Source organism: Luteibacter sp. TLI7-4A (assembly GCF_056754745.1).
In genome coordinates this window covers 1097069-1109265 of sequence record NZ_JBPGWO010000001.1, presented here as the reverse complement: position 1 = coordinate 1109265, position 12197 = coordinate 1097069, and the positions used below count along the sequence as shown (strand labels likewise).

12 protein-coding genes are annotated in these 12197 nt (G+C 66.0%); 8 read left to right on the top strand and 4 right to left on the bottom strand.

Translation table 11 applies throughout. From position 1 onward, the window contains the following. Positions 1-7: 7 nt before the first annotated feature. Positions 8-1216 (top strand): acetyl-CoA C-acyltransferase, encoded by a 1209-nt coding sequence (locus ACR9Y6_RS04955; protein WP_371021905.1) that lies wholly within the window; start codon positions 8-10, stop codon positions 1214-1216. Positions 1217-1548: 332 nt separating this feature from the next. Continuing rightward, entirely contained in the window at positions 1549-2478 is a 930-nt protein-coding gene (locus ACR9Y6_RS04950; protein WP_481280269.1) for an MBL fold metallo-hydrolase, read from the top strand. A 215-nt stretch (positions 2479-2693) separates the two neighbouring features. Here the strand turns inward: ACR9Y6_RS04950 and ACR9Y6_RS04945 are convergent, their stop codons facing one another. Then, positions 2694-3029 (bottom strand): tRNA-binding protein, encoded by a 336-nt coding sequence (locus ACR9Y6_RS04945; RefSeq protein ID WP_481280268.1) that lies wholly within the window; start codon positions 3027-3029, stop codon positions 2694-2696. Position 3030: 1 nt separating this feature from the next. After that, the gene (locus ACR9Y6_RS04940) at positions 3031-4227 is read right to left on the bottom strand and encodes an NAD(P)/FAD-dependent oxidoreductase (RefSeq protein WP_481280267.1); all 1197 of its coding nucleotides are present in this window, start codon (positions 4225-4227) and stop codon (positions 3031-3033) included. Positions 4228-4544: 317 nt separating this feature from the next. Here ACR9Y6_RS04940 and ACR9Y6_RS04935 point away from each other — a divergent pair, with 317 nt between their 5' ends. Then, entirely contained in the window at positions 4545-5069 is a 525-nt protein-coding gene (locus ACR9Y6_RS04935) for a 3-hydroxyanthranilate 3,4-dioxygenase (protein WP_481280266.1), read from the top strand. A 118-nt stretch (positions 5070-5187) separates the two neighbouring features. Here ACR9Y6_RS04935 and ACR9Y6_RS04930 read toward each other — a convergent pair whose 3' ends face one another. After that, positions 5188-5802: an NUDIX hydrolase gene (locus ACR9Y6_RS04930; protein WP_481280265.1), complete on the bottom strand. Its 615-nt coding sequence runs from the start codon at positions 5800-5802 to the stop codon at positions 5188-5190. 155 nt (positions 5803-5957) lie between these two features. Here ACR9Y6_RS04930 and ACR9Y6_RS04925 point away from each other — a divergent pair, with 155 nt between their 5' ends. From ACR9Y6_RS04925 to ACR9Y6_RS04915, 3 genes are all read left to right on the top strand, one after another. Then, on the top strand, positions 5958-6923 hold the full coding sequence (locus ACR9Y6_RS04925) for a transporter (RefSeq protein WP_481280264.1): 966 nt from the start codon (positions 5958-5960) through the stop codon (positions 6921-6923). 216 nt (positions 6924-7139) lie between these two features. After that, entirely contained in the window at positions 7140-8627 is a 1488-nt protein-coding gene (locus tag ACR9Y6_RS04920) for an amino acid permease (protein ID WP_481280263.1), read from the top strand. 88 nt (positions 8628-8715) lie between these two features. After that, positions 8716-10155, top strand: coding sequence for an amino acid permease (locus ACR9Y6_RS04915; protein ID WP_481280262.1), 1440 nt, complete (start codon positions 8716-8718; stop codon positions 10153-10155). Positions 10156-10459: 304 nt separating this feature from the next. Here the strand turns inward: ACR9Y6_RS04915 and ACR9Y6_RS04910 are convergent, their stop codons facing one another. Continuing rightward, entirely contained in the window at positions 10460-10792 is a 333-nt protein-coding gene (locus ACR9Y6_RS04910; RefSeq protein ID WP_481280261.1) for a high-potential iron-sulfur protein, read from the bottom strand. A 158-nt stretch (positions 10793-10950) separates the two neighbouring features. Here ACR9Y6_RS04910 and ACR9Y6_RS04905 point away from each other — a divergent pair, with 158 nt between their 5' ends. Together ACR9Y6_RS04905 and ACR9Y6_RS04900 are read left to right on the top strand one after the other, a co-directional pair. Continuing rightward, positions 10951-11595, top strand: a complete 645-nt coding sequence (locus ACR9Y6_RS04905; RefSeq protein WP_481280260.1) for a methylthioribulose 1-phosphate dehydratase — start codon at positions 10951-10953, stop codon at positions 11593-11595. Beyond that, entirely contained in the window at positions 11592-12161 is a 570-nt protein-coding gene (locus ACR9Y6_RS04900; protein ID WP_481280259.1) for a 1,2-dihydroxy-3-keto-5-methylthiopentene dioxygenase, read from the top strand. The genes ACR9Y6_RS04905 and ACR9Y6_RS04900 overlap by 4 nt, the downstream gene beginning before the upstream one ends. Positions 12162-12197 lie beyond the last annotated feature (36 nt).

Below are 12197 nucleotides of genomic sequence, written 5' to 3'. Positions count from 1 at the left end.
CCACCCCATGAGCAAGCAAGTGCAAGACGCCTATATCGTCGCCGCCACCCGCACCCCGGTAGGCAAGGCGCCGCGCGGCGTGTTCCGCAACACCCGTCCCGACGACCTGCTGGCGCACGTGATCCGCGCCGTGATCGAGCAGGCGCCGGGCATCGATCCGGCCCTGATCGCCGATGCCGTCATCGGCTGCGCGATGCCGGAGGCCGAGCAAGGCATGAACGTGGCACGCATCGGCGTGCTGCTGGCCGGCCTGCCCGAACAGGTGCCGGGCGTCACCATCAACCGTTTCTGCTCATCCGGCGTCCAGGCCATCGCCATGGCCGCGGATCGCATCCGCCTCGGTGAAGCGGATCTCATGCTGGCCGGCGGCACCGAGTCGATGAGCATGGTGCCGATGATGGGCCACAAGATCGCAATGAACCCCGCGATCTTCGAGAACGACGAGAACCGCGCCATCGCCTTCGGCATGGGTATCACGGCCGAGAAGGTCGCCGAGCGCTGGAAGGTCAGCCGCGAGGACCAGGACCGCTTCGCCCTGCAATCGCACGAGCGCGCGTTCGCGGCGATCGCCGCCGGCGAGTTCAAGGACGAGATCACGCCGTTCCAGCTCGACGACCGTTATCCGGACCTGAAGAACCACAGCGTCCGTGAGGACCGCCGGATCATCGACACCGACGAAGGCCCGCGCAAGGACACCTCGCTGGAGGTGCTGGGCAAGCTGCGTCCGGTGTTCCGTAACGGCCAGTTCGGCGGTTCGGTCACGGCGGGCAATTCCTCGCAGATGTCCGATGGCGCGGGCGCCCTTCTTATCGCGAGCGAGAAGGCGATCAAGGACTACGGCCTCACGCCCCTCGCACGCTTCGTGGGCTTCTCCGTCGCCGGCGTGGCCCCGGAGATCATGGGCATCGGACCGAAGGAAGCGATCCCGAAGGCGCTGAAGCAGACCGGCATCACCCAGGACCAGCTCGACTGGATCGAACTGAACGAAGCCTTCGCGGCCCAGGCCCTGGCGGTGATCCGCGATCTCGGCCTCGACCCGGCCAAGGTGAACCCGCTCGGCGGCGCCATCGCGCTGGGCCACCCGCTGGGCGCCACGGGTGCCATCCGCGCCGCCACGCTGATCCACGGCCTGCGCCGTCGCAAGCAGAAATACGGCATGGTCACCATGTGCATCGGCACCGGCATGGGCGCGGCGGGGATCTTCGAGGCGCTCTGACCGGGCGCTCCGGCCGGAGGCCAATCGCCGACCGGGTCGGCTCCCACCGAAGTCTTGAGCCCTGGTGGGAGCCGACCCTGTCGGCGATGCTCTTAGATGCTCTTAATAGGGCCTCTTATAGGGCCTCTTGTTATAGGACCTCTTGCAGGAAACTCGTGCGGGAGCCGAAATCGTGTGGGGATCGATATCCTGTGGGAGCCGATTCATCGGCGATCCCGCGGCAGCGGGCCAGTCCCGTTCGCCGCTGAAGCGGCTCCCACACAGAGCCTCGGCACCTGGATCAACACGAAGCTTCCACACGCTGCCCGCGCCCCTGCATTAGTCTTGGCGCCATGCATGGCATCCACACCATCGACACCGGTTTCGGCCGCCCATCGTTCGACGCCGCCTACCTCGTGGTGGAGCGTGGCCGGGGCGCCTTCATCGACAGCGGCACCACGCACTCGCTACCGCGCTTTCTCGATGCCATCGCGGCCGCCGACCTGGAGCCACGCGACATCGACTGGGTGATCCTCACCCACGTCCATCTCGACCACGCCGGCGGCGCCGGCGAACTCATGCGACACCTGCCCAACGCCATGCTCGCGGTGCATCCGCGCGGTGCACGGCACATGATCGATCCCTCGGTCCTCATCGCGGGCGCCAACGCCGTCTATGGCGAAGACGCCGTCCGCCGGGACTATGGGCAGATCGTTCCCGTGGACAAGGATCGCGTGATCGAGGCGGATGACGGTTTCGTCGTCGACCTCGCCGGCCGCGCCCTGCTCTGCCTGGACACCCCGGGACACGCCCGCCATCACATCGCCATCCGCGACGAACGCGCCAACGCATTCTTCACCGGCGACATCTTCGGGCTCTCCTACCGCGAACTGGATTCACCCGGCGGCGCCTTCATCATTCCCACGAGTTCGCCGGTGCAGTTCGAGCCCGACGCCGCGCACGCGTCGATCGAACGCATGCTGCGCTACGAGCCGGAGGCGATGTACCTCACCCATTTCGACCGCGTCACCGAGGTGAAGCGGCTCGCCAACGACCTGCACGAGCAGATCGAAGCCATGGTGGCTATCGCCAGGCGGCATGCCACGGCCGACGACCGCGAACAACGCATCGCCGCGGACTTCGCCGACCTCTACGTCGACCGGGCACACCGCCAGGGCGTGACGCTATCGCGGGACGCCATCGTGAAACTGCTGCAGATAGACATCCGCCTGAACGCCCAGGGGATCGTCGTCTGGCTGGATCGGGGAAGCGCCAGGCTATAAAGCAGGCCTGGGAACGAAGCCTTCGCGGCCGAGGCGAAACAAGGCATCTCTTTCGCCCTGGCGAGAGCCGCCCCTTATGGAAGCCGACTCTTGTGGGAGCCGACCTTGTCGGCGATGGGTGCTTGCCTCGACCTGGCCCGCTGCCGCGGGATCGCCGACAAGGTCGGCTCCCACAAAAGCCGCACCGAAGGCTCCCACCGAGGTCATCGGCAGCCCTAGGCCAGTCGCGTCCCGTTCGGCACCGTGCGTTCCGTCGTGGTGATCACCACGCCCTCATCCGTGGGGAATCCCGTCAGCAGGAATTGCGAACGGAACGGACCGATCTGCTTCTCGGGGAAATTGATCACCCCGACGATCTGCTTCCCGACCAGTTCCTCCGGCTGGTAGATCGTCGCCACCTGGGCGCTGGTCTTCTTCTCGCCGTGAGGCCCGAAATCCACCCATATCTTGTACGCGGGCCGGCGCGCTTCCGGAAAGGCCTCGGCGCGCACGATCGTGCCCGCCACCAGCATCACCTTCTCGAAATCGGCCCAGCTGATGTCTTCGCTCATCTCATCCTTCCAGTCGTGACTTGAACCAGTCGCGCAGTTCATGTTTCCAGTACGTACCCTGCGCGGCAAGGTATCCGAACGGCCGGTGCACCGGTTCCAGCCCGAAGCCGGCATAGGCATCGAGCGTCGATTCGCCCGACGCGATCGCGTCGGCGAGTGCCTCGCCCGCGGCACAGGTCGGTGCGAGTCCGTGTCCGCCGAAGGCCTGGGCGTACCAGAGCCCGTTGCCGTGAGTACCCACCTGCGGCATCTCGTGACGGGCGTAACTCATCAAACCCGACCAGGCCTGCTCCACGCGCACGTCTTTCAGTGACGGGAAAACCCGCGCCATGTCGCGCTTCAACACGCGCTGCACGGCGCGCGGCGAACGATCCCGTATCGAGATGCGTCCACCCCACAGCAGGCGGGTGTCCGCCAGCGGCCGGTAATAATCGAAGGCGAAGCGCGTGTCGTAGATGGCCGCGCGGGTGCGCAGGCACTCGGCCAGACGCTCGCCCAGCGGCTCGGTCACCATGACATAGGTGGCGATGGGCAGCACCGCGCGATCGATGCGGCGGTCCAGCCCGGCCAGGTAGCCACCACACGCCAGGACGACGTTCGGCGCCTCGATCTCCGCGTCGCCGACGCGCAGGATCCAGCGCGGTCCGCGCCGTTCCAGCATGCGCACCCTCGAACCCTCGTGAATCGCCACGCCGGCCTGTTCCGCCGCGCGTGCCAACCCTCGCGCGTAGGCGAGCGGGTCGATGTGCAGCGCGTTCCGTTCATAGAGCCCGTCGTGATAGCGCGTGCTGCGGACGAACTCATGCATGGCGTCGGCTGGTATCCACTGCCAGTCCGCGTCGTAACGCTCCGCGAGCAGGCGCTGCCTTGAGCGCAAGACCTCGCCATCGCGGAACCAGTTCGCCCAGACGACGCCGGCATCCACCGCTTCGCAATCGATCGACAAGGCGGCGATGCGTTCGCGGATGAGATCGACCGCATCCACCGTGCGCCGGTAGAGTGCCCTGGCGCGCTCGGCCCCGGCCTTTTCCAACAATGCCTGTTCGCCCAACGAATAACCGGCGAAGACGAAGCCGCCATTGCGCCCCGATGCCCCGTAGCCGATCGACTTCGCCTCTAGCAGCACGATGTCGCGGACGCCACGCGCGGCCAATCCCACGGCCGTGTTGAGCCCGGCGAAACCTCCGCCCACGATCACGACGGACGCTTCCCGCCGGCCTTGTGGCGGCGGGCGAAGCGCAGGTGTCGCGACTCGGTCGTGGTACCACGACAGCATGACGTATCGATGCGTTGGGAAAGGGATAGCTGTTGTACGACACGACGAGGCAACGCGAAAGGGTCGGAAGACCTTACGGGAGCCGCATGCAAGCCGCTTCGGGATGGGGCCGGCTTCAGGTGGGAGCCGACCCTGTCGGCGATGGGTGCTTGCCGTAACCACTCCGCTACGGGAATCGCCGCTGAAGCGGCTCCCACGGCGGAGTATGATTTCCCCGACTTCCACACCCGTGCCATGCGATGAGCCTCCTGCCCCCGATCGACCTCCAACGCTGGATCGACGACAACCGCGCCCTGCTCAAGCCACCGGTCGGCAACAAGTGCATCGTCGATGGCGATTTCATCATCATGATCGTGGGCGGTCCCAACGCGCGCACGGATTATCACTATGACGAAGGTCCGGAGTTCTTCTACCAGCTCGAGGGCGAGATGGTGTTGAAGGTGCAGGACGATGGCGACGCGCGTGATATTCCGATCCGGGCCGGCGAGGTGTTCTACCTGCCGCCGAAGGTGCCGCACTCGCCGCAGCGCATGCCCGACTCGATCGGGCTGGTGATCGAGCGGCGGCGGTTGGCTGGAGAAAAGGATGGCCTGATGTGGTTTTGCCCGAACTGCAACCACAAGCTGTTCGAACAGTATTTCCCGCTCGGCAGTATCGAGACCGACTTCCCGCCGGTGTTCGAGAGGTTCTACCGCTCACTCGAAGCCCGCACCTGCACCCGGTGCGGCACGGTGCACCCCGCACCGGCGAAGTACTCCGACTGATCCACCACGGCAGCCGGGCCACCTGGCAGGAATCGACCTTGCCTGGCAAGGACCGACCTTGCCCTGGTGGGAGCCGACCCTGTCGGCGATGGGTGCTTGCCCCAATCCGCCCCGCTGCCTAAGCCTGGCCCGCTGCCGCGGGATCGCCGACAGAGTCGGCTCCCACCAGGCCCTCTGGTGCTCCTGTTGCACGTAGGGCCAGCCATTTGCCCGCCATGCGGCGCAGGGAATCGTCGGACGATGGATCCGCCGCGATGTCGGAAATGGACCGCCAGGACAGCGCCAGTGACTCCTCGTTCACCGTGAACGCCTCCTCGCCACGCGCCAGCACCACATAGCGCACGTCGTAATGCCAGTGCGCCGGCTCGTCGCCCCGAGCCGGAATGAGGTGGCGATCCAGGTCGAAGATGCCGGGCAGCACCTCAAGGTCGCGCAGGCCCGACTCTTCTTCCGCCTCGCGCAAGGCCACGGCCGCGAGATCCGCCTCGCCGTCCGCGTGCCCGCCCAACTGCAGCCAGCGTCCCAGCTTGCGATGGAGCATCAACAGCACCCGTTCACCGTCGGCGCTCACCAGCCATGCGGAACCGGTGAAATGCCCCGCGTGCGTTTCCCGGTGGAACGGTCGCGGTTGCCCGGTCAGCCAATGGATGAAAAGAGGAATGCCGGCTTCATCAGGCCAGCGGGCCGCGTAGCGAAGGAAGGCCTCTTGCAAGGCTTGATGCGTGATGTCCATGGGGAGATTACCTGGAAGGGGCACGGCATTTTCGCACGTCATTTTCGGACTTGTCCGATGTCGCCCGGGCCGGGGGCCTGCCTACGATGTATCCGGGGCGCACGACGCGCCACGCCAGCCCGCAGCGCCCGCTGCGTAACGCAAGGAAGGCACGTATGTCGCAAAAACCGACGATCACCCTCGGCATGGCCCTCGCCTGCATCGTCCCGATGGCCGCATCGGCCACCGAAGGCCACCGCGAGGCGAACTTCACCGGCCCCCTGGTGACACCCGCCGTCAACTCGATGCCGGCAGGCACGTTCAACATCGAGCCCTACCTCATCCATACCAATACACGCGGCAGCTACGACAATGCCGGCGACCGCAAGGAGCGCAAGCCCACGGTTCGCCAGTGGCAAGTGGCGATGCCTCTCACATACGCGCTCACCGACACGCAATTCGTCCAGTTGACGCTCAACGCCTCGCGCACCTCCGGGGACGGGCTGCACAGCGATGGCATGCGGATGGGCGATTCGGCCATCCGCTTCCAGCAACGCCTGCGCGGCCCCGACGCGGACGGCGGCGGGCTCGTCCTCGCACTGGCGCTCCAGCAACGCCTGCCCACGGGCAAATACCACCACCTCGATACGAACCCGCTCAATGGCACGGGTAACGGCGCCATGCGTACCACCATCGCTTTCGGCGCCCAGCAATTGCACTGGCTGGACGATGGCCATGCCCTGCGCTGGCGGACGCAGCTGGCCTGGAGCCCGTCGCCCGGCCGCATCCGTGTCCGCGACGGCAGCGTCTACGGCACGCAGTCGGGCTTTCGTGGCCAGGCGCGCCCGGGGCAGGCCTGGAACGCCTCGGTCGCCGCCGAATACGTGCTCGATCCGCGCTGGGTGCTGGTCGGTGAAGCCATCTGGAACCGCGCCAGCGCCACCACCCTTCGTGGCAACGCGGGCGATGGTTCCCCGGTGGCCCGCCGGCTCGCACCGAGCCAGGAGTTCAGCCTGGCCCCGGCCGTCGAATACCACTTCACCCCGAATCTCGGTCTCATCGCGGGCGTCCAGTTCACCGTGGCCGGACGCAACACGGCCGACTACGTGGCGCCGCAGGTGGCGCTGAACATGGTCTTCTGACCACCGCGCGATGCACATGTACAACCGCCGCAAGTCATGGTCGACACCCGCGCCTCGGGCATGCAATGCCTTGGCAGGCCTCGCAATGCAGCTTGTACGGCCGATGCCCGCTGGGCTATGGTGCCGTGCCAGCGCTCCAGGGCAGCGGCGTGTCCACCGTTACTCACGCGGCGGTCCCAATAATAAAAGGCTACATTCCGGCAGTAGGGGATACACATGTTGAAACACCTGTTCGCGACGCACGCCATCGAGGCCGCGCCGCACGTAGACGCTGGTGAACACATTGAAACCGGCGCGCACGGAGGCGAGCTCAAGCGAGTCCTCACCGCGAAACACCTCATCCTCCTGGGCGTCGGTGCCGTCATCGGTGCGGGTATTTTCGTCATCACCGGCCAGGCCGCCGCGTTGCACGCCGGTCCCGCGCTGGTCATCAGCTTCCTCATCGCCGGTTTCGCCTGCGCCCTCGCCGGCCTGTGCTACGCCGAATTCGCGGCGATGCTGCCGGTTTCGGGCAGCGCCTACTCCTACTCCTACGCCACGCTCGGCGAATACGTCGCCTGGTTCGTCGGCTGGAACCTGGTCCTGGAATACCTGTTCGCCGCCGCGACCGTCGCCGCCGGCTGGTCGGGCTACTTCAATGAACTGCTGGGCCTCATCGGCCAGATGACCGGCAGCAACCTCGCCCTGCCCGCCACCCTCGCCTCGGCGCCCTTCCAGTTCGTCGAGGGCCACATCCAGGCCACCGGCACGCTGATCAACCTGCCTGCCGTGGTCATCATCGCGGCCCTGTCGGGGCTGTGCTACGTCGGCATCACCCAGTCGGCCTTCGTCAACTCGATCATCGTCACGATCAAGGTCACCGTGATCCTGCTGTTCCTGGCCTTCGCGATCCAGGTGATCAACCCGGACAACTGGCATCCGTTCATTCCGGAATCCGAAGGCCCGGGCACGTACGGCTGGGGCGGCATCTTCCGCGCCGCGACCATCGTGTTCTTCTCCTACGTCGGCTTCGATGCGGTCTCCACCGCCGCGGGCGAGGCGAAGAACCCGCAACGCGACATGCCGATCGGCATCCTCGGTTCGCTGGCGATCTGCACGGTGCTGTACATCGCCGTGGCGCTGGTGCTCACGGGCATCGCCCCGTTCCGCATGCTGAACACGCCGGAACCGGTCGCCACCGCGCTGGGCCTGTACCCGCACCTGTCCTGGCTGAAAGCCATCGTCGTGCTCGGTGCGATCACCGGCCTTTCATCGGTCATCCTGGTGATGCTGATGGGCCTGCCGCGCATCTTCTTCTCGATGGCCAAGGACGGTCTCCTTCCGCAGACCATGGCCAAGGTGCACCCGAAGTTCCGCACGCCGTATATCGGCACGATCATCGTCGGCGTCGCCGCGGCCGCCATGGCCGGCCTGTTCCCGGTGAGCGTGCTCGGTGAACTGGTCTCGATGGGCACCCTGCTCGCCTTCGCCACCGTCTGTATCGGCGTGCTGATCCTGCGCTATACCCGTCCGGACCTGAAGCGCAGCTTCCGGGTGCCATTCGTGTGGCCGATCTGCATCATCGGCGCCCTCGCCTGCGTTTATCTCTTCTGGCAGGCTTTCGAGGAACACTGGCGCCTGATGATCGGCTGGATCGTCATCGGACAGTTGATCTACTTCGGCTACGGCTACGCGCACAGCAAGCTGCGCAAGTCGCTCGGCTGATCGAAGCGACAGGGGAAAGGCCGGCGGATGTCCGCCGGCCTTTCCGTTCGCGGCATCCTTTCCACGTTCCTCCACTTCCAGGCTGTCCATGCTCCAGCAGTTACTCGCCAAGAAAGCGCCCCAGGCCGAACCCGACGACGCGCACGGCCCCGCCCTGCGCCGCACCCTCGGTCCGTGGGGCCTCACGGCGCTGGGCATCGGTGCGGTCATCGGTGGCGGAATCTTCGTCATCACGGGCGTGGCCGCGGCGGAACACGCCGGCCCGGCCATCATCCTGTCCTTCATCCTCGCCGCGATCTGCAGCACCTTCACGGCGCTGTGCTACGCCGAGTTCGCCTCGCTGATCCCGGTCTCGGGCAGCGCCTACTCCTACGCCTATGCCACGCTCGGCGAGGGGGCGGCCTGGTTCATCGGCTGGAACCTGATCCTCGAGTACGGCGTCTCCGCCTCCGCCGTGGCGGTGAGCTGGACCGGCTATTTCGTCAGTCTGCTCGACCACGTCGGCATCCACATTCCGCCCGCGCTGACCAACGCGCCGGTGGACTGGGTCGACGGCCACATCGTGCTCACCGGCGCGTTGTTCAACATGCCCGCCGTGGGCATCACGCTCGCGCTGACCTGGGTCTGCTACGTGGGCATCAGGGAATCCGCGGGCATCAACATGGCGATGGTGCTGCTGAAGACGGCGCTCATCGTCGTCGTCATCATCGTCGGCGCGAGCCACATCGACACCGCGAACTGGCACCCGTTCATCCCCGCCAACCAGGGTGGCGACAAGTACGGCTGGTCCGGCATCCTGCGCGGTGCCTCGATGGTGTTCTTCGCCTACATCGGCTTCGAGGCCACCTCGACCGCGGCGCAGGAATCGAAGAATCCGCAGCGTGACATGCCCATCGGCACGCTCGCTTCGCTGGGCATCTGCACCGTGCTCTACATCGCCATGGCGGCGGTGCTCACCGGCCTCGTACCGTTCGACCAGCTCGGCACGTCGGAGCCTGTCGTCACCGCGATCCGCCAGCATCCCGAACTGGGCTGGCTGCGTGGCATCGTGGAGGTCGGCGCGTTGATCGGCCTTTCGTCGGTGGTGCTGGTGATGATCATCGCCCAGCCACGCATCTTCATGATCATGGGACGCGACGGCCTGATGCCGAAGGTCTTCACCACGATCCATCCGAAGTACCGCACGCCGCACATCAACACCGTGATCACCGGCCTCGGCATCGCCTTGCTCGCCGCCGTGTTTCCGCTGAACGTGCTCGGAGATCTCACGTCGATGGGCACGTTGGTGGCTTTCTCCGCCGTATGTGCCGGCGTGATGATCCTGCGCAAGACCGCCCCCGACCTGCCGCGCACGTTCCGTGTGCCGTGGGCACCGGTGACATGCGTGCTCGGCATCCTCAGCTGCATCGGCCTGTTGTGGTCGATGGGTATCCGCAACTGGGTGTTGATGGGTATCTGGACCGTGCTCGGCATCCTCATGTACATGGTCTATGGCTACCGCCACAGCCGGCTCAAGCGGCCGCGCTGAGCCCTGGCGCATAGCCGAGGCCCCAATCTCGGCCAAGGTTCAGGTATTTGCCTCAAATACTTGATATATAAGTATTTGCTTGAAAAGTTCGTGCGTCATTCAACTGCCATTGGCCGGTCGCCACCCGAGGGGAGTATGATCCCGAGTCCGCGGGTATATCACTTGGCAGTGGGCCCCGGATTGCCGCCCAGCGCGTCAGGCGGGTCAGCTCCTCGGCCTGGCGCGCTTGGGCTGCATTTTTGTGAAAGGCATGAAAAAGGCCAGCCCGAGGGCTGGCCTTTGTCGTTCCCGGGGACGGGCCGGATCAGATCATCACGGCGTGGGACACGCACCAGCCCTTGGCGGCCACGGCCTTGCCCGGGAAGAGCTGGCAGGGCCCCCAGGCGGCTCCCGCCTTGCCCTGGTAGAAGTTGCAGTTGAAGCAGGCGTCCTTGGGATCTTTCCTGCCCGCGGCCTTGCTGGCGTCCTCCGTGTACTTCAGGGCCGACGCGGTCGGGTCCGACGGGGAGAGATGCGGAAGGTCCTGGGCCCGGGCCCGTCCCGGCAGGGTGCCGAGGATGGTGGCGGCGGCGACGCCGCCCGCGGCGGCCTTGAGGAAACGCCGGCGCCCCTCATTGTTCTGATCGTGTTGCGACATAGGTGAACCTCCGTCGATGGTGGACCTCGGGCCTGGGCCTCCGGTGCTGGCGTCGATCCTACCGTCTTCGGTCAAAAGCGAGTGGTTCGCATTAATCGTGCGAGGCCACGGAAAGCCCCCATGTTATGATCGAGCCCTGTTTGGACGTCCAAATCCCCATGCCGAAGACCCTCCCCACCGTCGACCCCATCGTGCTGGCCGAGCGCGCGGATGCCATCGCGGACGCCGCCCGTGAACTGGCCGCGTTCGGCTGGACTCCGGCGACAAGCAGCAATTTCTCGATGCGGATCGACGAGGATCTCGCCGCCATCACGATCTCCGGCCGTGACAAGGGCCGCCTCGGGCGCGATGACATCATGGTCGTCGACATGGAGGGCAAGGCCGTGGGCTCCGACCACCGCCCGTCCGCCGAGACCGGCCTGCACACGCAGGTCTATCGCCGCTTCCCCGGCGCCAACGTGGTGCTGCACACCCATTCGCGCACGCAGAGCGTGGCCTCGCGACTGTTCGCCTCGCAAGGGCGCGTGCACCTCGAGGGCTGGGAGTTGCAGAAGGCCATTTCCGGTTACACCACGCATGAAAGCGTGCTCGACATCCCCGTATTTCCCAACACCCAGCACATGCCCGAGCTCGAGGCCCGGGTGGATGCCTGGATCGACGCAGGCAAGCCGCTGTACGCCTACCTGATCGACGGGCATGGCATCTATACCTGGGGCCGCGACATGGCGGAGACCCGTCGCCACCTGGAAGCCCTGGAATTCCTGCTGGGCTGCGAACTCGACCTGAGGAGGCTTTCCCCATGAGCCGTCTGCGCATCTACGACGACAACAAGAACGACGCCCCCATCGCGCTCCACGTGGACCATGCCGACATCGCCAGCGCGCTGAACGCGGTCGGCGTGCGCTTCGAGCGATGGGAAGCCAGCCAGGCGATCGCTCCCGGCGCCAGCCAGGAGGAAGTCATCGCGGCATACCGCGCCGACATCGATCGCCTGATGGCCGAGAACGGCTATCGTTCGGTGGACGTGATCAGCCTCAAGCCCGATCACCCGGACCGCGCGGTGTTCCGCCAGAAATTCCTGAACGAACACACGCACAGTGAAGACGAAGTGCGCTTCTTCGTCGCCGGCGCGGGGCAGTTCACCCTGCACATCGATGGCAAGGTGTACGAGGTGCTTTGCGAGCAAGGCGACCTCATCGGCGTGCCCGACGGCACCCCGCACTGGTTCGACATGAGCGAATCGCCCTACTTCGTGGCGATCCGCCTGTTCACCAACACCGAAGGCTGGGTCGCCAATTTCACCGGCACGGACATCGCCGAGCGTTTCCCGCGCATGACGCCGCATACCTCGGCCACCACCGTATCGTAAGCGCGCCCCGTCGTTTATCCTGCGGATCTCCCCCGA

Coding starts and splice junctions, on each gene's coding strand:
- ACR9Y6_RS04930 (WP_481280265.1), bottom strand. CDS start 5,802: ATGGACATCACGCATCAAGCCTTGCAAGAGGCCTTCCTTCGCTACGCG.
- ACR9Y6_RS04915 (WP_481280262.1), top strand. CDS start 8,716: ATGCTCCAGCAGTTACTCGCCAAGAAAGCGCCCCAGGCCGAACCCGAC.
- ACR9Y6_RS04900 (WP_481280259.1), top strand. CDS start 11,592: ATGAGCCGTCTGCGCATCTACGACGACAACAAGAACGACGCCCCCATC.
- ACR9Y6_RS04950 (WP_481280269.1), top strand. CDS start 1,549: ATGCATGGCATCCACACCATCGACACCGGTTTCGGCCGCCCATCGTTC.
- ACR9Y6_RS04945 (WP_481280268.1), bottom strand. CDS start 3,029: ATGAGCGAAGACATCAGCTGGGCCGATTTCGAGAAGGTGATGCTGGTG.
- ACR9Y6_RS04910 (WP_481280261.1), bottom strand. CDS start 10,792: ATGTCGCAACACGATCAGAACAATGAGGGGCGCCGGCGTTTCCTCAAG.
- ACR9Y6_RS04905 (WP_481280260.1), top strand. CDS start 10,951: ATGCCGAAGACCCTCCCCACCGTCGACCCCATCGTGCTGGCCGAGCGC.
- ACR9Y6_RS04955 (WP_371021905.1), top strand. CDS start 8: ATGAGCAAGCAAGTGCAAGACGCCTATATCGTCGCCGCCACCCGCACC.
- ACR9Y6_RS04935 (WP_481280266.1), top strand. CDS start 4,545: ATGAGCCTCCTGCCCCCGATCGACCTCCAACGCTGGATCGACGACAAC.
- ACR9Y6_RS04925 (WP_481280264.1), top strand. CDS start 5,958: ATGTCGCAAAAACCGACGATCACCCTCGGCATGGCCCTCGCCTGCATC.
- ACR9Y6_RS04920 (WP_481280263.1), top strand. CDS start 7,140: ATGTTGAAACACCTGTTCGCGACGCACGCCATCGAGGCCGCGCCGCAC.